Source organism: Delftia acidovorans SPH-1, from assembly GCF_000018665.1.
Taxonomy (GTDB): domain Bacteria; phylum Pseudomonadota; class Gammaproteobacteria; order Burkholderiales; family Burkholderiaceae_C; genus Comamonas; species Comamonas acidovorans.
The window spans coordinates 6,264,922-6,283,549 of record NC_010002.1 but is presented as its reverse complement, the minus strand read 5'-3'; the positions used below and the strand labels follow the sequence as shown (position 1 = coordinate 6,283,549).

General features: G+C 66.6%; 16 protein-coding genes and 1 pseudogene. 6 read left to right on the top strand and 11 right to left on the bottom strand.

Annotation, left to right across the window (positions count from 1 at the left end):
- Positions 1–177 precede the first annotated feature (177 nt).
- A complete protein-coding gene (locus DACI_RS28565) occupies positions 178–2,139 on the top strand; it encodes a sigma-54-dependent Fis family transcriptional regulator (protein ID WP_012207446.1) in 1,962 nt (653 codons plus the stop codon).
- 15 nt (positions 2,140–2,154) lie between these two features.
- Here the strand turns inward: DACI_RS28565 and DACI_RS28560 are convergent, their stop codons facing one another.
- The 7 genes and pseudogenes from DACI_RS28560 to DACI_RS28535 form a co-directional block, all read right to left on the bottom strand.
- Positions 2,155–3,573 carry an RtcB family protein gene (locus tag DACI_RS28560; RefSeq protein WP_012207445.1) on the bottom strand — a complete coding sequence of 473 codons (1,419 nt, stop codon included), beginning with the start codon at positions 3,571–3,573 and terminating at the stop codon, positions 2,155–2,157.
- Between the two features lie 166 nt (positions 3,574–3,739).
- Positions 3,740–3,925, bottom strand: a pseudogene (locus DACI_RS32865) (pyruvate kinase); the annotation flags it as partial.
- A 56-nt stretch (positions 3,926–3,981) separates the two neighbouring features.
- A complete protein-coding gene (locus DACI_RS28555) occupies positions 3,982–4,752 on the bottom strand; it encodes an SDR family NAD(P)-dependent oxidoreductase (RefSeq protein WP_012207444.1) in 771 nt (256 codons plus the stop codon).
- 29 nt (positions 4,753–4,781) lie between these two features.
- A complete protein-coding gene (locus DACI_RS28550) occupies positions 4,782–6,653 on the bottom strand; it encodes a TRAP transporter large permease (protein WP_012207443.1) in 1,872 nt (623 codons plus the stop codon).
- Between the two features lie 5 nt (positions 6,654–6,658).
- Entirely contained in the window at positions 6,659–7,678 is a 1,020-nt protein-coding gene (locus tag DACI_RS28545; RefSeq protein WP_012207442.1) for a TRAP transporter substrate-binding protein, read from the bottom strand.
- 18 nt (positions 7,679–7,696) lie between these two features.
- On the bottom strand, positions 7,697–9,106 hold the full coding sequence (locus DACI_RS28540; RefSeq protein ID WP_012207441.1) for a four-carbon acid sugar kinase family protein: 1,410 nt from the start codon (positions 9,104–9,106) through the stop codon (positions 7,697–7,699).
- A gap of 8 nt (positions 9,107–9,114) precedes the next feature.
- Positions 9,115–10,389: a ribulose-bisphosphate carboxylase large subunit family protein gene (locus tag DACI_RS28535; protein ID WP_012207440.1), complete on the bottom strand. Its 1,275-nt coding sequence runs from the start codon at positions 10,387–10,389 to the stop codon at positions 9,115–9,117.
- A 109-nt stretch (positions 10,390–10,498) separates the two neighbouring features.
- Here DACI_RS28535 and DACI_RS28530 point away from each other — a divergent pair, with 109 nt between their 5' ends.
- Entirely contained in the window at positions 10,499–11,407 is a 909-nt protein-coding gene (locus tag DACI_RS28530) for a LysR substrate-binding domain-containing protein (RefSeq protein WP_225971006.1), read from the top strand.
- A 79-nt stretch (positions 11,408–11,486) separates the two neighbouring features.
- On the opposite strand, the gene DACI_RS28525 is transcribed toward DACI_RS28530, so the two are convergent.
- Complete coding sequence (locus DACI_RS28525; protein WP_012207438.1) at positions 11,487–12,164, bottom strand: glutathione S-transferase family protein; 678 nt, start codon at positions 12,162–12,164, stop codon at positions 11,487–11,489.
- A 174-nt stretch (positions 12,165–12,338) separates the two neighbouring features.
- Positions 12,339–13,091 carry an SDR family oxidoreductase gene (locus tag DACI_RS28520; RefSeq protein ID WP_012207437.1) on the bottom strand — a complete coding sequence of 251 codons (753 nt, stop codon included), beginning with the start codon at positions 13,089–13,091 and terminating at the stop codon, positions 12,339–12,341.
- A gap of 125 nt (positions 13,092–13,216) precedes the next feature.
- Between DACI_RS28520 and DACI_RS28515 the strand changes: the two genes are divergently transcribed.
- A complete protein-coding gene (locus DACI_RS28515) occupies positions 13,217–14,125 on the top strand; it encodes a LysR family transcriptional regulator (protein WP_012207436.1) in 909 nt (302 codons plus the stop codon).
- A gap of 148 nt (positions 14,126–14,273) precedes the next feature.
- Here the strand turns inward: DACI_RS28515 and DACI_RS28510 are convergent, their stop codons facing one another.
- Complete coding sequence (locus tag DACI_RS28510; RefSeq protein ID WP_012207435.1) at positions 14,274–15,128, bottom strand: LysR substrate-binding domain-containing protein; 855 nt, start codon at positions 15,126–15,128, stop codon at positions 14,274–14,276.
- A gap of 131 nt (positions 15,129–15,259) precedes the next feature.
- Between DACI_RS28510 and DACI_RS28505 the strand changes: the two genes are divergently transcribed.
- Entirely contained in the window at positions 15,260–15,673 is a 414-nt protein-coding gene (locus DACI_RS28505) for a VOC family protein (RefSeq protein ID WP_012207434.1), read from the top strand.
- Positions 15,670–16,641 (top strand): 2-hydroxyacid dehydrogenase, encoded by a 972-nt coding sequence (locus DACI_RS28500; RefSeq protein WP_012207433.1) that lies wholly within the window; start codon positions 15,670–15,672, stop codon positions 16,639–16,641. The genes DACI_RS28505 and DACI_RS28500 overlap by 4 nt, the downstream gene beginning before the upstream one ends.
- Here DACI_RS28500 and DACI_RS28495 read toward each other — a convergent pair.
- Positions 16,635–17,612 carry a LysR family transcriptional regulator gene (locus DACI_RS28495; protein ID WP_012207432.1) on the bottom strand — a complete coding sequence of 326 codons (978 nt, stop codon included), beginning with the start codon at positions 17,610–17,612 and terminating at the stop codon, positions 16,635–16,637. The two genes, DACI_RS28500 and DACI_RS28495, sit on opposite strands and share 7 nt — an antisense overlap.
- 155 nt (positions 17,613–17,767) lie before the next feature.
- On the opposite strand from DACI_RS28495, the gene DACI_RS28490 reads away from it, so the two are divergent.
- The gene (locus DACI_RS28490; RefSeq protein WP_012207431.1) at positions 17,768–18,628 is read left to right on the top strand and encodes a fumarylacetoacetate hydrolase family protein; all 861 of its coding nucleotides are present in this window, start codon (positions 17,768–17,770) and stop codon (positions 18,626–18,628) included.

Genomic DNA, 18,628 nt, shown 5'->3' with positions numbered 1-18,628 from the left:
GTGGCTGCTGCGGGTATTCCCGTGCGCGTTCGCCCTGTACCGTGACGTTCCGCAACAGGACAACTGTCCAGAAATGGAACAGTCGGGCGCCCGGCCTGCCACTTGGCTTGCCCGGTGCCCGCCGGCCCCGCATACTGGTCTGCAACGCGGCGCAATGACGCCCGAGCAGGAGACAGCATGCAATCGAGAGCCTCCCTTGTGGCCTTGCGCCAGGCCCGTCACAGCCTGATGGAGTCGGGCCTGTGCCCCAGCGGCCTGGTGGACGAGCGCCTGGCGCGCTCGTGGCAGCGCTGCATCGAGCAGGGACTGCGTCCCACAGGACGGCTGGGCGCCGCCGACAACCTGGAGCAGCATGCGCTGGGCGTGCTGCGCAGCCGCCACCATGCGCTGCTGGCGCATTCACGGCCCGTCATGGAATACCTGTCCGAGCAGGTGCGCGGCAGCCACAGCGTGGTGGTGCTGGCCGGCCCCTGCGGCACCCTGGTGGATACCTGCGGCGACCCCTTCTTTCTGGGCAAGGCCGAGCGCGTGGCCCTGGCCAGCGGCGCGTCCTGGCATGAGGCGCAGCGCGGCACCAATGCCATCGGCACGGCACTGGCCGAGATGGACTCCATCGAAATCCAGGGCGGCGAGCATTTCCTGGAGCGCAACGGCTTTCTCACCTGCGCGGCCGCTCCCATCCTGTCGGGCACCGGCCAGCTGCTGGGCATCCTGGACATCTCCAGCGAACATGGCCGGGGCAGCCCGCACACGCTGGGCCTGGTCGGCACGGCGGCCCGCATGATCGAAAACCGCCTCATGGCCTGCGACGGCCAGCGCCACATCCGCCTGCACCTGCACGCGCGGCCCGAAGGCATTGGCACGGTGGCCGAAGGCATTGCGCTGATCTCCGCGGACGGATGGCTGGTGGGCGCCAACCGCGCCGCGCTGGCCCTGCTGCGCCTGTCGCGGGGGCAACTGGGCAGCGTGTCGCTGGAGCAGGTGCTGGACGCCGGCCTGGAGGAGCTGCTGTCACGCCAGCACCGCCAGCCCGATGCGGCCCAGCCGCTGCGGCGCCATGACGGCACGGCGCTGTTCGGCCAGCTGGTGCCGGACCGGCGCACGGTCCGGTCCTCGGTCGTGGAACGGGTTGCAGAGCAACAGCAACAGGAACAGGCGCCGCAGCAGCCGGCGCGCGATGCGCTGGCGCGGCTGGACACGGGCGATGCGCGCTGGCGCACGGCGGCCGACAAGGCCCGGCGTGTGCTGGGCAAGCCGATTGCGCTGCTCATCCAGGGCGAGTCCGGCGTGGGCAAGGAATGGTTTGCGCGCGCGGCCCACGACAGCGGGCCGCGCCGCGACGGCCCCTTCGTGGCCATCAACTGCGCGGCCATGCCCGAGTCGCTGATCGAGGCCGAGCTGTTCGGCTACCGCCAGGGCGCCTTCACGGGCGGGCGGCGCGAAGGACAGGCGGGCCTGCTGCGCCAGGCGCACGGCGGCACGCTGTTCCTGGACGAGATCGGCGACATGCCGCTGCCGCTGCAGACCCGGCTGCTGCGCGTGCTGCAGGAGCGGCAGGTGGTGCCGCTGGGCGGTGGCACGCCCGTTGCGGTCGATTTCGCGCTGGTCAGCGCCTCCAACCGCAGGCTGCGCGAGGATGCCGACCAGGGGCGCTTTCGTGCCGACCTGTACTACCGCATCAACGGCCTGGCCGTGGAGCTGCCTCCGCTGCGCGAGCGCGGCGACTTCGAGGCGCTGGCAGCGCGCATGCTGGCCGACATCGAACCCGCGCGCCCGCTGCGCATGGCGCCGGCCCTGCTGGCGCAGCTGGCCGGCCATGGCTGGCCCGGCAATCTGCGCCAGTGCGCCAGCGTGCTGAGAACGGCCTGCGCCATGCTCGATCCCCACGAGGACTGCCTGCAGTGGCAGCACCTGCCCGACGACTTCCAGGCCGAGCTGGTGCAGACCGCCCGCAGCGGCCCCCGGCTGGACGCTGCGCCGCAGAGCCTGGATGAACTCTCGCGCTCGGCCGTGCGGCAGGCGCTGGAGAACTGCCGGGGCAATGTCACCCAGGCCGCGCGCATGCTGGGCATCAGCCGCCAGACGCTGTACCGCAAGCTGGCCCAGGACCGTGCGGCGGACGGCTTGCGGCTGCAGTGAGGCGCCTGCCGGTGCTCAGGCCTTGAAGGTGATCCAGGGCCTGAGCTTCACGGCGGCGTGGATCAGGCCGGCGGCCTCCTGCGACTCGATGACCGGGCCGATGGGCTTGTAGGCTTCGGGCGCCTCCTCGATGCGCCGCTCCTCGCGCAGCGTCACGCATTGCCAGCCCTGTTCGCCCGCACGGCCCGCATGTGCCTCGGGGCGCAGCGCGCGCACGGCCTGGCGGCGCATGCGCCGCCCCGCGCCATGGCTGCAGGACCAGAGCCAGTCGGCCGCACCCAGGCCCGTGACCAGGTAGGAGGCATCGCCCATGGACCCCGGGATCAGCGCGAAGTCGCCCTCGTTGGCTGGCGTGGCGCCCTTGCGGTGGATGTTCATGCCGCCTTGCTGCAGGACCACGTTGTGCGGCACATCGACCACGAGGCGCGAATCCGCTGCGCCCACGATCTGCTCCAGGTCCTTGCGCACCAGCTCGGCCAGCACCACGCGGTTGGCCCAGGCATAGCGCGCCGCCACGCCCATGGCCTGCAGGTACTCGCCGGCCAGCGGACCCGACAGGCCGTACAGGCCGCTGGCCGGGTGCTTCACGCCTTGCGGCCACTCGGCCCGGGCGCGGTCCATCCAGGCCTGGCCCACGTAAAAGCCCAGGTCGCGCGAGCCGCTGTGGATCATCACCACCACGTCGCCCGCGCGCAGGCCGGCCCGGTAGGCCGCGTGACGGTCCAGCACCTCATCGACCACCTGCAGTTCCACGAAATGGTTGCCCGATCCCACCGTGCCCAGGCACGGGTCGCGGAACACGGCATGGCGCTCCTGCAGATAGGCATGGGGCGCATGGCGGGCGCTGCCAGCGAAGCTGTCCAGGCCGATGCAGGCGGCCAGCTCGCGGTGCAGGCGGTCCCTGTCGACATGGCCCCACAGGCCCTGGCCATTCAGCCGGTCCACAAAGGCGGCCGGCCCGTGGTCGAACAGCGCGCGGAAGGCGGCCGTGGTCACGGGCACGTCGCGCCCGCTGCCCAGCAGGCTGGCGGTCAGCAGTTCCACCAGCCGGCCCTTGTGTGGCGCCAGCTGGTCCAGCCGGGCGCCCGTGGTCAGCAGGCGCACGCTGCAGTTGATGTCCGTGCCGATGGCGGCCGGAATGACGAAGTCCGATGGCGTGGCCACCACGCTGCCCACGGGCGCCACCGTGCCCGGATGGAAGTCGGGCGTGGCGCAGGCGCGGCAGACGGCGCCGTGGCTGCCCTGGCCGTCATGCCGGCGCACGGCCGCAAAGGCCAGCAACTGGCGCACGGCCTTGTCCTCCAGGGGAAGGCTGTCGGGAAGAAGGATGTGGGCCTCGGCCTGGCCATCGCGCACGTGGTAGATGCCGTCGCGATAGTCGAGAGAGATGCCCGTGCGTGCAAAGGCACGCTGGAGTCGTTGAGGAGTGGTCATGGCTGCAGATCCGCGAGGCCTGGTTGGCGCTCGCCGCGTCCGGTGGGTGTACGGACGATGAAAGACACCCGGGCGTCAAAGGCCCGGAAAACGTCTTTCCTGCAGCAGCTCGTTCAAGAAAGAAGGGGCGCAGTATAGCGGCAGATTTCCGAATCGTCTGCGGCTTCGGTCCTTGCAGCTTGAGCAGCACGCCGATCGATCGGCCGGTCGGCCGGCCAGTCTCGCGCTCGACGCGGCGGATCAGGTCCAGCCTTTCCTGGTGCTGGGTGTGGGTTGCGTGGCTGAAGTTCGGGCGAAAGGCGCCAGCGCCAGCGTGCAACAGGGCGCGGATGATGGAAAGGTCGCAGCCCAAGGGCCGAGCGTGGCGTGGAGAAGACCGCGCATGGTGCCCTTGGAGGTTTTGGTGCCTTATATGCCGCGTGCGCCTGACGCGAGAAAGCCGCCATCGACGGGCATCGCGATGCCGGTTACGTACCGAGCGTCTTCGGATACCAAGTAGGTCACGGCCGAGGCGATCTCCCCACAGGTGCCGTAGCGATTCATCGGAATGGCCTTCGAATATTCGGCGCGGAACTGCGCGGTGTGCAGCGCCTGCGTCATCGGCGTATCGACGGGGCCTGGAGCCACCGCGTTGGCGGTAATCCCGTGCTCGGCCAGTTCCACGGCCATCTGCCGCGTCAGCGCAATCACCGCCCCTTTGGACGTGCCGTAGGCGGTGCGGCCGCTCCCCACTGCGCGCATGCCGGCGACAGACGCGATGTTGACGATGCGGCCCCAGCCCTGCTTCACCATCAGCCGAGCCGCCGCTTGCGCGCACAGCAGCGTGCCGGTGACGTTGACGTTCATCGTCGCGACGAAGTTGTCGAGCGGGAAGTCGATGAAGGGGAAGACCTTCGCAATGCCGGCAGAGTTGACAAGTATGTCGCAGCGCCCGTGCTCGCGCTCGACCTGCTCGAACGCCGTGGCAATAGCCTCGGGCTTGCCGACGTCCAGCCGCAGCGCGGTGGCCCGGCCGCCGGCAGCACTGAGCTCGAGTGCCGTCGCCGTCGCCGCATCGACATCGAGGTCGGCCACGAGGACATGGTGGCCGAGGACCGCCAGACGGGCGCACACCTCTGCGCCGATGCCCTTGGCGCCGCCGGTGACGAGCGCGACACGTGATTCGGAAATGGTGGTCATGTCGGGTACCAATAAGAAGGTAGAAGGGTTCAAAGGAAGCCGATCGAGATCCACGGCACCGCCGCGACGATCACGAGGCCGACGAACAAGGCCAGCATGTAGGCGCCAATCGGTCGGATGCCTTCGTCGGGGTTGACGCGGCCGATCGCGCAAGCGGCGTAGTAACCCACACCGAAAGGCGGCGCGAACAGGCCGAGGCCCATCGCGAGGATGACCACCATCGAGTAGTGCACCTCATGGATGCCCACGGTGCGGGCAATCGGGAACAGCAATGGGCCAAACAGCACGATCGCGGGGATGCCCTCGAGCATGCTTCCCAGCACGATGAAGGCGACGACCGATACCGCCATGAAGCCTGCAGCCCCGCCAGGCAGCTCACGCATGGCCTGGCTCAGCGTGTTCGAGAAGCCCGATTGCGTCAGGCCCCAGGCCATCGCGGTGGCCGCACCGATGATCAGCAGGATCGAGCCTGACAGGCTTGCGGTATCCACCAGCATCGGATAGACCCGCTTCCAGTCGAACTGCCGGTAGATCAACAGGCCGGCGAGCACGCCGTAGGCGATGCCGATGGTGGAGACCTCTGTGGCAGTCGCGACACCTTCCACCACAGCGGCGCGGATGATGAACGGCAGCGCGATGGCCGGGAGCGCAATCAGAAATGCCCGACCGATCTCACGCCGGCTGGCACGCTGCACGCCGCTCAGGTCTTCGTGCCGATAGCGGGCCCACACTACCGCCATCAGCGTCACGGCCAGCACGAGACCTGGCAGCAGGCCGCCGGTGAACAACGCGGCGATCGACACGCCGGTGACCGAGCCTATCGTGATCAGCACAATGGATGGCGGAATGGTCTCGGTCTGTGCCCCGGTGGCCGACAGCAGCGCGATCAGGTCGCCTTCCTTGGCGCCGCGCTTCCTCATCTCGGGGAACAGCACCGGTGCCGCGGCTGCCATGTCTGCGGCCTTCGAACCTGAGATGCCGGAGACGAGATACATCGCGCCAAGCAGCACGTAATGCAGGCCCCCGCGCACGTGCCCCAGCATGCTGGCGAGGAACGCCACCATCGCACGCGCCATGCCCGTCATCTCGATCAGTTGGCCCAGGAAGACGAACAATGGCACCGACAGCAGGATCAGGTGGCTGACGCCCTCGTCCATGCGACCGACGACGATCAGAACGGGCGTGTTCGTCGCCAGCATCACATAGCCCAGCGTTGCAAGGCCGAAGGCGAAGGCAATCGGCACGCCGGCGAACACTGCCCCAGCGACGACGACCACGAAGAAGACCACCAGATTGGCGTTGCCGAGCTGTCGCCACACCGGTTGCAGCAGCGTCATCACGACCATCAGGGCGACGACCAAGCCGACGGCGGCCATCACTTGGCGCGGCCGCCCCACCGCGACGAGCCGCAGTACGGCCAGCAGCGCCATCGCCCCGAAGCCTGCGGTCATCGCGGCCGCGCGCCATGAATTCTGCAGATCCAGCGCTGGCGTGCGCATCATCGCCTCCTCCACTGCGTATTCATATGCATGCGGCAGCACCAGCAGCAGGAATGCCAGCGCCGCTGCGGTGGCAAGCACATCAAGGAAGGCGCGCGCTTCGGGCGCGAGCTTGCCCACCACTGCCGTCATGCGCATGTGCTCGCCGCGCTGGAAGGCGACCGCAGAGCCCAGCATCGCCAGCCACAGGAACAGGATCGAGGCGACCTCATCCGACCAGATCAACGGATAGTGGAACATGTAGCGCGCGACCACGCCGGCCAGCAGCACGGCGATTTCGGTGGCCACCAGCAGCGCGACGGGTAAGCCGAGCAGGTGTCCCAGCGCTTGATGGGCGCGCTGCGCCCAGGCAGCGACGACGCCGCGCTGCGGGCCGTCTTTGGAGATGGGTGTGGCGTGCATCTCGGTCAGCCCAGCTTGCCGGTGTGCTTCTCGAGCAAGGCCCAGGCCTCATCGCCATACTTCTTCTTCCACTCGGCGTAGAAGCCCGACGCAAGAAGCCGCGCACGGAACGGCCCGATTTCCGGGTCGTTGAAGGCCAGCCCCCTGGAAGTCAGCTCGGGCCGCAACGAGGCGTCGAGCTTCGCGCCATCGGCGCGCATGTCGAGCGCAGCCTGGTTCAGGTGCTTGGCAATGATGGGCCTTACCTTCTCGGGCATGCGGCTCCAGACCTTTTGGTTCGTCATGCACCAATAGCCATCCCACATGTGGTTGGTCATGGAACAGTACTTTTGCACCTCGTAGAGTTTGGCGATCGAGATGATCGCCAAAGGGTTTTCCTGACCATCGACCACCTTCGTCTGCAGAGACGAATATGTCTCCGCGAAGTTGATAGAAGTGGGTGCGGCGCCGAGATGCTTGAACAGCGAGGTCCACAGAGGGCTAACCGGCACGCGAATCTTCAAGCCCTTGAGGTCGTCGGGCGTGTTGATCGGACGGACGCTGTTGGTGATCTGCCGGAAGCCGGAACTCCACACGGTGTCCATCGCCATCAGGCCGACCTTGGGGAACTGCGCGCGCAGAAATTTGCCGAGATCACCGTCCAGCGCCTTGTTGACGGCCTCGTCGTTCGCCCAGGCGAATCCAAGCCCCCACATCGATGAGACGGGCACGAGCTGCGACAGCACGTTCACGCCCGAGACGGTGAAGAACTCGAGCCCGCCTGCGCGCAGCTGCGAGAGCATGTCGGCGTCGTTGCCAAGTTGGTTGTTCGGGAAGACGTTGATCTGAACCTGGCCACCCGTGTCTTTCAGGATGCGCTCAGCGGCCTGCATCGCTCGCACGTTGAGGGGATGTGTCGCCGGCAGGTTGGTCCCGAACTTGTAGGTAAATTCGGCGGCGCGCGCGAAGCGCGGCAGCACCAATGCCGGTGCGCTGATCAGTGCGGCGCCAGTCACGATGGCACGTCGGCGGTCGATCGAATTCATGGTTATGTCTCCTGTTGTTTATGCAAGTGAGAGGTGGGCGTCGGCCGTGCCGAGCAACGCCTTGACGAAATAGTCGGGCTGGCCCATCTGGCCGCCCTTGAGCGCAATTTCGAGCTGTGCCAGGTGCGGCTCGCGCGAGATGGCGCGGCACAGCGGAGCGCCTGGCGCCAACCGGGCGACGACGCGCAGAGCCTGCGGGGCTAGTCGCTGCGTGACGTGGCTGGAGGTATCGCCGCCCGACAGCAGCAGGCGCTTGAGGGGATGTGCACGCAGCAGCGCATCGACGAGGTCGCCGAAGCGGTGTCCCAGCAGGCGGCCGCCTTCGTGGCGGGCCTGCTCCCGGCTGATGCCTTGCTTGGCGAGCGCGGACAGCATCGCTTCGATACGCGGGTCCTTCGGGCCGCGCGCGCTGTGCAGCATCACGCTGTGGCCGGCGCGCAGCGCTAGCAGGGCCTGATCGACGAGGCGGGCGAGTTCCGCTGCGGGATCGCTCGCTGCGACCAACGCGGCAGCGTCCACCGGCAACTCGACGAAGCCCGCATCAACGGCTGCGTCGATCTGCAGCGCGCTCAGCGGCGAAGCGCTGCCTGAGACGGCCAGCACCTGCGGCACGCCGTCGAAGCGGTCGTGCGTAGTCGGGATGGATGGCAGGGCGCCGGTCTCGTGCCACCACTGCGTCAGCGCATATTCGAGGCCCGAGCCGCCGATGCAGAACAAGGGTGTCTGGCGGCCCTGAGCCGCACCAGCGAGCCCATCGAGCAGCCGGCCGGTCTCGGTCAAGTGCTCAGTCGTGGTGCCGTCCAGCAGCACCGCGCCGCCCGACGTGGCGTCAACCACGCGCTGCAACTCGCCCGCCATCTCGGTGCGGTCGAGTGTGAGTTGCGGCAGCGTGAAGCCGGTGACAGGCATCGCGGTCTGCCCTGCGAGGTGGCGCGCCAGATCCGCCTCGTGCATCGGCGTCACAGGGTGCACGCTCATGATTGGGTGGCGATCGATGCGATGCACACGGTCGTCGGTGCCGGAGCGCGCGAACAGATTGCCGAAGGCGCAGTAGCGGCCGAGCGCGGGGTTGGCGGCAACGATGGGAATCGCGGTGTCACCGAAGGCCGTGCGCGACAGGTCCATGACCCGCCCGATGCTGCCGATGGCTGGTGAGCTGTCGAAGGTCGAGCAGACCTTGTAGTGCACCAGCGGCACAGGCAGGCGAGACATCGCTGCAAGCACGGGTGCGAGTTGCGCGTCCATCTCGGTCGGCGACATCGCGCGGCTCGCGCCCGCCACGCCGATCGCGTCGAAAGGTCCGAACTCGGCCAGCGTCTGCTCGTCGGGCACGTCGAGGAACAGTGCGCAGTTCAGGCCGGCGAACGCCAGCACTTCGAGTGCATCGGTGGACCCGGTGAAATCGTCACCGTAGAAGGCAAGCTTCATACCGGCTCCTACAGGTTGGCGAAATGAACCAGCGCGCGCTGTAGCGCTGGGTGCGCATCGGCATAGTGCTCCAGGCTCACGCCGGCCACCGCCGCCTCCCAGCCTTCGCGCATGCTTGCCACGCCGGCGGCGATGCCGTCGGGGTGGCCGATGATCCCGCCGCCCGCGAGGTGCATCAGGTCCACCGCGCCGAGCGCGCCGTACAGGTCGGGCGCCAGGCCGGCCCATTGACCCGACGAGAACACCGGCATCAGCGGCTGCAGTCCCGCCCAGGGCGCCAGGCAAGCCTTGGCGGAGGCGATCACCGAGTCGTCCGGCTCCCAGAACTTGCTGCGGATGCCGTTGCAGTGCAGGTGATCCACGCCGGCCAGACGCCACAGCTTCTGGTAGGCCTGGAACGAGAAGCCGAGCCCTCCATGGCGCGTGAACGCGCCCCAGCCATTGCGATGACCATGGATCGGCAACTGCGAGTGGCGGCGCAGGTGTTCGACGGCGCTGAATCCGACCCAGTTGATGCTCACCATCACGCAGCTGCCGCCTGCGGCGAGCACGGCGTCGTGGCGGCGCAGCATCTCGTCGACCGAACCCGAGATGTTGATCGCGTACATCGGCATGCGACCGAGGCGATCGGCATGGCGTTGCAACACCGGCATGACGGCGCGCAGGCGCTCGTCGAACGGCGCGTACGGCGGGTCGGCGATCAGTTCATCGTCCTTGATGAAGTCGATGCCGGCTGCACAGAGGCTGTCGACCAATTCGGCGGTCTGTGCGGGCGTGAGACCGATGCTGGGCTTGATGATGGTGCCGATCAACGGCCGGCCATGGACGCCGGCGAGACGCCGGGTGCCGGGGATGCCGAAGGCGGGGCCGGCGAACTGCGCGGCGTATTCGGGGGCGAGATCAAGGTCGAGCAGGCGCAGGCCGGTGACTTCACCGAGCTCGTACAGGTTGCCCGCGATGGTGACCAGCATGCTCGACAGATTGGCTCCGACGTTGGCGACAGGGAACGCGATCTCAATCTCCGCGCGGTGGAAGACGCCGCCGTGCGGATGCCGGCCGACATAGGCGCTTGGAAGCGTCGGCTGAAGCCCGGGTGCGAGTGGCTTGATGCTGGCGATCCGCGCGCGGGACCGCTCTTTCAGTTCATCGGTCTCACCGGGCAGTGAAAGGAAGGTGCCGCTGGACTGTTCGCCGGAGATCACCTGCGCGATCTTTTCGGAGGCGACCGAGCTTTCGACGAAATAGCGGGCGGTGAACTCTTTACGCGGGGCGATGTTGTTCATGAGGCTGTGAGCTTCTGTCTTTGATAGACCGAAGGGTAGGCGTCACAAACCAATGAGGCAAACGATTCAATTTCGAATGGCTGTGATATAAACTCACAAAACGTACGGGTTGACCCTAGATCAAAAACTCGCCATGGCCACGCCCCATCGACTTTCGCTCAACGGATTGCGCGCCTTTGAGGCGACAGCGCGTTTGCGCAGCTTCAGCGCGGCAGCTGAAGAACTCTCGGTGACGCATGGCGCGGTGAGTCGCCATATCCGCACGCTTGAAGACTCGCTGGGCCTGGCGCTTCTGCAACGCACAGCGCAAGGTGCGACGCCAACAAACGAAGGGTTGCGCTTGGCGGAAGGCCTCTCTACGGCCTTTGGTCTGATTCAGTCAAGTGTCGAGCAACTCAAGCCTGGCCCGCTCACATTGGCATGTTCGGAGTCGATCATGATGTACTGGCTCATTCCCAGGCTGAATCGCTTCAAGGAGATCAACCCCGAGGTGGAGCTTCGCTTCAACATGAGCCATGGTCCGATCGACTTCGCTCATGACAAGGTCAGTGTGGCCATTCGTCTGTCATCGATTGACCCCCCAAAGGAGGCTGTCCGAGCGGATGTGGCTCATGAATGGATTGGGCCGGTATGCTCACCTGGGTATCTGCAGAACCACCGCATCGAGTCCTTCGAAGATCTCGCTCGAGCACGGCTGATGATCTCGCTCACCCGACCAACAGCCTGGGCCGACTGGGCCAGTTGCAGTGGGCAAATGAGCCCGGAGTTGCGCGTAGATGAGTCATTCGCCCACTTCTACCTGCTTATCCAAGGCGCCCGTTGTGGTCTGGGTATGGCGAATGTGCCCCATATGCTGGTCCGAGATGATCTGATGAGCTGGACCTTGGTTGCTCCCATGGGCTTTGTGTGTGGCCCCAACCGACTAGCGATCTGGACTGCTCCACACCTTAGCCGCAGACCTGATGTGGTGAAGCTGGTCGACTGGTTGCACGATGAGTTGCGCGCATCGGAGCCGTAGATGGTCTGCGGTCAGTGCGGCGCTCTGATGGAGGAGCATGTTTTTGACTCCTGATTGGAAGATTTGGGCTGGTTGATCGTTACCGTGAGGAAACAGCGATGAATGAGCCTTGCTCGCGCAGATGCCTCTGGAAACGATCGGCATAGTCTTCGACGACGGCATGCCTCACGCTGGGGCGCTCCGCAAGCGCCGATCGCCACGCTGAAATGCGCGGAAGGCCGTCGAAGATCTGATACGCGACCGTCGCGGGGGTGATGTCGAAGTATCGGAACAGCGGGGCGTAAACCGCATCGACCATGCCAAAGGCCTGGCCTGCGAAAAATGGCCCTGTATCCATTTCTGACTCCAGCTTGCCCAGCCGTTCGCGAAATGCAGCGCGCTTGGCATCGGCGGTTGCAGAGTCGCGAGCGTGGAGGAACTGCCAGCCTTCGGCGAAGGTCTGGGCGGCAAACTCGATCCACGCGCGGTGCTGTGCGCGAGGCAATGCATCAACGGGGTACATCGGCGCACCGCCTTGCGTTTCATTGAGGTACTCGCAGATGACCACGCTTTCGAACAGGATCGCGTCCTCGGCATTCGCTTGGCGCACCTTGAGCACCGGCACCTTGCCGGTCGGTGAAAGTGCCAAGAACCAGTCTGGCTTGGCTGACAGATCGACGTCTATCCGATCGAATTCCACACCCTTCTCAAGAAGCACGATCACGGCGCGCTGGACGAAGGGGCACAGCGGGTGGCTTATCAGGGTAAGTGCAGTCATAGTGATGTGAGGCTCTGGAGGGTTTGTGCAGGGGAAACAGCGGCATGGGGCCACGTACCGCTGTTTCCTTTGCCTGGAGTGGAGGAGCTGTCACGCAGCGCTGAAGCAGGCCGTCAGCGCCTCGTTGACTCTGCCCGAGCCAACACGCTTTCGCCGACCTCCTGGGCTGCGCGCTTAACCATTGAGCAGGCGGCCGCCGTCAACGACGATTTCAGAGCCCACCGTCCAACGCGACTCGTCGGAAGCCAGATACAGCACGGCTTTAGTCACCTCGTCGGCCGTGCCGAAGCGCCCAAGCGGAATGCTCGCCGCAATATCTTTGTTGACCTGCTCGCGGTACGCGTCCGGAATCCCGAGCTTGTCGTACAGCGGCGTTTCGATCGGTCCGGGGCTGACCGCATTGACACGGATGCCACGTCCCAGCAATTCAGTCGAAAGCGTCTTCGACATGTTCAAGAATGCGGCCTTCGTGGCGGCATACACGGACGAGCGGGCTGCGCCTGCATGCGCGCTGACGGAGGTGTTGAGCACGACGGAGGCGGGATTCGCGAAGATCGGGAGCAGTGCCTGCATCAGGAAGTAGGGGCCCTTGACGTTGATGTCGAAAGAGCGGTCAAACATCTCTTCCGACCATTCCTCGATGGGCAGCCAGACAGATACGCCGGCATTGAGGAAGGCAATGTCCAGTCGGCCGTAGTGCTCCTTGATGATCTGTGCCAATTCCTTTTGGGCAGCAACGCTGGCCGAGTCGGCGCGCAGCACCTGAACTTCGGGGCCCAGTTCGGCTTGTGCCTTTGCGATCGAATCGGGATTTACGCCCGTGACGATGACGCGGGCGCCTTCCTCCAGAAACTGCTTTGCGGTTTCCAGCCCGATGCCACTCGTGCCGCCAGTGATGAGAGTACGTTTACCTTGCAAGCGCGACATTGATTTCTCCTGAGAACGACGACCGACCAGGTCGACCGCAGGAATGATGCATCCATGCAAAAAAATACATAAGATATGACTTATGTATAAGATTCATGCTGAAACTGCATGAATTGAGGTGAGTAATGGACCGATTTCTCTTGATGAGCTGCTTCGCGCGCGCCGTAGAAACTGGAAGCTTTTCTGCTGCGGGGCGTGATCTGGGCCTGGGGCAACCCAATGTCAGTCGCTATGTGGCGGCGCTGGAAGATCATTTGCAGGCGCGCCTGCTCCACCGGTCCACGCGAAAGCTATCTTTGACGCCGGAGGGCGAACGCTACTACGCGGACATCCGGCGAATCCTGGATGCGGTAGATGAATCCGAATCGTCCTTCAGGAACAACGTCGAGCCATCAGGACTCTTGCGCGTAGCCTGCCCAACGGCTCTCGCACACGCATTTGTGTTGCCACACGTGCCGACCTTTTTGGAGCGCTATCCCCAATTGACCTTGGATCTTCAATTCAACGATCGATACGTGGACTTGGTCAACGAAGGGACCGAAATCGCCATTCGCATCGGACACTTGGAGGACAGTAGCTTGCGGGCCCGGCGTCTTGGATGGTACGACCGCGTCTTCGTGGCCAGCAAGGACTACCTGGCCAAACGTGGAGTTCCGCAGACTCCAGATGACCTGCGCGATCACGATTGCATCATCTACACCCTGTTGTCGTCCGGGGCGATCTGGCGATTCCGTGACGCGGACATCCCGGTTTCCGGCAGGCTCAGGGTGAACTCGCCCGACGCAGTGAGTGCCGCGGTCACGGCAGGCCTGGGCGTAGCACAAGGACCTGCGTGGCTGTTTGAGGGTGGGCTGAACAGCGGCCGATTGCAGTTCATTTTGACGGATCATGCAGCTCCGCCCGTACCGGTGCAGATCGTCTATGTGGCCAACAGGTTGCTACCCACGCGGGCTGTCGTGTTCATGGACTTTATGGGTGAGTTGTTTTCGAGGATTCCTGCCTTGAATGGCCGCACTCCTTTGCCGAATCTATAAATGTTTCGTTCGTCGGTCACCCGCGAATGCCATCAGGGCCAGCAGTACGAACACCTTGCATCGACAGGCCGAATGTGAGACTGCAAACCCTTCAGCCCCTTGCTCTGCCGAATCTTGCTTTTCTTGAGAAGTCCATGCGAGACATCCCCTACGCGAGTGCGCCCTCCAGCAGATCGGCCATGCGCGGCAGGTCGGGCTCGGCGCTGGTCACCAGCAAGATGGCGCGCTCATAGGCGGCGCCCGCAATGGGCAGCATGCGGCAGTCGCCCATGAAGCGCTCCAGGCCCGTCCAGTGCGGCACCAGGCCCACGCCCATGCCGTCGGCGGCCAGCATGGCAATGGCCTCCAGCGCGTCCAGGTCGCACAGCACCGCAGGCTCCAGCCCCTGGTCGGCCAGCCAGTCGGCTGCATGGCGGCCACCCCAGGCATCGGGGTCGTAGCGTATGTAGGGCAGGCTGCGCAGCAGCGCGGCAGGCCGGCCGCGTGCCTGGGGCGGTGCCAGCAGCACCAGCGGCTCGCGGCGCAGCTGCACGCTGCGCAGCGCCTTGGGCAGTTCAAAAGGGGGCGCCACGATGACGGCGGCATCGAGCTCGCCGGCCTGCAGCATCTGGAACAGGGCGCGCGAGGTGCCCGGCACGATGACGGGCCGGCACTGTGGCGCCGCCTGCGTGAGCTTGCGCAGCGCAGCCGGCAGCATGCCCGTGAGCGCGGTCGAGATGGCGCCGATGCGCAGCGTGCCGGCCAGGCCATCGGCGCTGGCATCGCTGCCCAGCAGCGCGGCCTCGCGCACCAGGCGCCGCGCACGCGGCAGCAGGGCCAGGCAGGCCTGGGTGGGGCGGGCCGCATGGCCGCTGCGCGAAAGCAGGGCAAAGCCCAGCTCGCGCTCCAGCGCCTGCACGCGCTGGCCCACGGCGGCGGCGGTCAGGTGCTCGGCGCGCGCCGCATCGGCGATGGAGCCGCTGTCCACCACGGCGATCAGGCTCTTGAGATAGCGGGTCTCCAAAAGATTTCCTTGGGGATTGCAAAGAAATCAACGCTATCACTTTTGAAAAGCCTCTGCTAGGCTCGCGCCACCCACGGCAGGCCACGGCCTGCGAACCTGACTGCACCACAAGCACAACCAAAGGATCAGCCATGCGCACCAGCTTCCACCTTGCCTACCATGTCCGCGATCTGGACGAAGCGCGCGCCTTCTACGGCACGCTGCTCGGCTGCCAGGAAGGCCGCAGCACCGAGACCTGGGTGGACTTCGACTTCTTCGGCCACCAGATCTCGCTGCACCTGGGCGAGCCCTTCCCGGTCACGAACACCGGCCGCGTGGGCGACCACATGGTGCCCATGCCCCACCTGGGCCTGGTGATGGCCATGGACGACTGGAAGGCCCTGGCCGCGCGGCTGTCGGGCGGCGTGGTGGATTTCGTGCTGCAGCCCGGCATCCGCTTCGAGGGCGAGCCCGGCGAGCAGGCCACCATGTTCTTCCGCGACCCCAGCGGCAATCCCATCGAGGTCAAGGGCTTCGCCGACCTGGACAAGGTCTTCGCCAAATGAGCGGTTCGCTGTCTCCGCGCGCCTCGCTCCCCCCGCTCCCCTTCGTCTGCGCACCCGGCTACCCGGCAGCCCAGGCCTGGCTGCAGGCCCTGCAGGCCGCCCTGCCCGAGGAGCGCGTGGTGGCGCTCGATACGCTGGATGCCGACCAGCGCGCGGCCTGCGAGGTCGCCATCGTCGCCAACCCCCAGCCTGCCGACCTGCGCACGCTGCCGCGCCTGCAATGGGTGCACAGCGTCTGGGCCGGCGTGGAGCGCCTGGTGGCCGACCTGGGCGATACCGACCTGCGCATCGTCCGCCTGGTGGACCCGCAACTGGCCGACACCATGGCCGAGGCCGTGCTGGCCTGGACCCTGTACCTGCACCGCGACATGCCGCGCTATGCCCGCCAGCAGGCCGCGCGCCAATGGCTGGCGCATGACGGAGTGCGCGCGCAGGACAGGACGGTGTCGCTGCTGGGCCTGGGCGCACTGGGCAAGGCCGCCGCGCAGCGGCTGCTGTCGGCAGGCTTCCAGGTGCGCGGCTGGAGCCGCACGCCCAGGCACATGGACGGCGTGCAATGCCATGCGGGTGATGCCGAGCTGCCCGCCATGCTGGCGCAGACCGACATCCTCGTATGCCTGCTGCCGCTCACGCCGCAGACGCGCGGCCTCGTCGGCGCGCAGGCGCTGGCCGCGCTGCCTGCCCATGCCTCGCTGATCAACTTTGCGCGCGGCCCCATCGTGGACGATGCCGCGCTGCGCGCCGCCCTGGACGGCGGCCGCCTGGCCCATGCCGTGCTGGACGTGTTCGAGCAGGAGCCCCTGCCCGAAGCGTCATGGCAATGGGCGCACCCCGCCGTGACCGTGCTGCCCCACATCTCGGCACCCACGGACCGCGCGACGGCATCGGCCATCGTGGCGGGCAACATCCGGCGCTGGCGCGCCAGCGGCGAGCTGCCGCAGGCGGTGGACGCGGCGCGGGGCTATTGAGGGCGGGGCCTGCCCTTCGGCCGCGCAGGCTCCCCGAGCAGTCCCGAGGTGCTCAGCGGCCCCGGCGACAGCTGCTGTCCCCAGGCCTGCGTCAAGGCCTCGATGGCATCGCCCACCACGCGGCAGGCCTGGGTGAGCTTGCCGTGCCGGGGCAGGGCAAGCGTCACATGGCGCACCAGGCCGGGGTTGACCAGGCGGCTGGCCTGCAGCCGGCCCTGGCGCAGTTCGGCATCGATGGAATACGGGCCGATCACCGAGTAGAGGCCGGGCGCATGGGCCACGAGCTCCTTTTGCACGGTCAGCGAGTCGGCCTCGGCCGCCGCCGCGAGCCGAAAGCCGTGGCTGTGCGCGGCCTCATCGAGCGCGTCGCGCCAATGGCTGGGGCGGCGCGGCAGCACCAGCTGCAGGCCGTCGAGCGCGGCGAACTCCGTGGTGGGCGCCAGGGTCAAGGGGTCGCCAGGGCGCGACACCAGATAGCTGTGCGCGGTGCTCAGCAGCCGCTCGTCGCCGCCGGCCGGGCGCGCGAAGCGAAAGAGGATGGCCAGGTCCACGGCGCCGCTGTCCAGCAGCGCGTCGAGCTCCGTGCCCTGGGCCTCGGTGATGTTCAGGCGTATGCCGGGGTGCTCGCGCTGCAGCCAGTCGAACACATGCGTCATCAGCGGGTGCGCGCCCGAGGGCACGATGCCCAGCCGCACCTCGCCCCATAGCTGGCCTGCGTCCGCACGCAGCGTTTCCTGCAATTGCTCGGTTTCCTGCAGCCAGCTGCGCAGCCGCAGCGCGGCCCGCGCGCCCAGCGGCGTCAGCGTGACGCCCCGGCCCGTGCGCCGCAGCAAGGGGCCGCCCAGAGACGCTTCGAATTCGCTGATCTGCCGGCTGATGTGCGACTGCACGGTGTGCCGCCGTGCCGCGACCTTGCTGATGCTGCCGGCTTCGGAGACCTCGAGGAAGAGCTTGACGCTGGGCAGGTGCATGGTGATTACCCGGTTGAGGTATGCCTGATGAGGCAATTCTGAAAGCCTGAAATTCTATCTATCCAGATATCAACGGGATTTCTACAGTGCAGTCATGCCTTGCCAGCGGCCTTGCCTTGGCAGGTTTTCCAGACACCGAACCTAAGGAAAATCCGTTGAAACTCGCCAGCTTCATCCATGCCGGACAGCCCCGCTACGGGCAGGTTCTGGCCGAGCGCTTCCTGCTGCCGCCCGCCGACTTTCTCGCCCGCCATCCCGACCTGCTGTCCGTGCTGCGCGCACAGGCGCTGGGCGAGCTGGAGCAGGCCCTGCAGGCCGGCGCCGTGTCCGTCGATGCGGCGCAGACCCAGGCGCTGCCCGTCATCCCCAACCCCGGCAAGCTCATCTGCGTGGGCCTGAACTACAAGACCCATGTGGCCGAGACGCGGCGCGCCGACAGCGAGCACCCGTCGCTGTTCCTGCGCTTCAACGACAGCCTGGCCGCCGATGGCGACGAGCTGCTGCGCCCGGCCTTTTCGGAGCGTTTCGACTGGGAGGGCGAGCTGGCCTTCGTCATCGGCCGGGGCGGGCGCCACATTGCAAAGGAAGATGCCTTCGACCACATCGCCGGCTATGCCTGCTTCAACGATGTGAGCGTGCGTGACTGGCAGCGCCATACGCACCAGTTCACGCCCGGCAAGAACTTTCCCGGCACGGCGCCCTTCGGCCCCTGGCTGGTCACGCGCGACGAGGTGGCCGACGTGCGCAGCCTGGCGCTGCAGACCCGCCTGAACGGCAGCGTGATGCAGCAGGCCAGCCTGGGCGACCTGATCTTCGACATCCCCACCATCGTGGCCTATGTGTCGCGCTTCACGCCGCTGTCGCCCGGCGACGTGATCGCCACGGGCACGCCGGGCGGCGTGGGCGACCGCCGCGAGCCGCCTCTGTACATGAAGCATGGCGATGTGGTCGAGGTCGAGATCACGGGCCTGGGCGTGCTGCGCAACCGTATCGGCACGGATAGCGCTGCCGTCTGA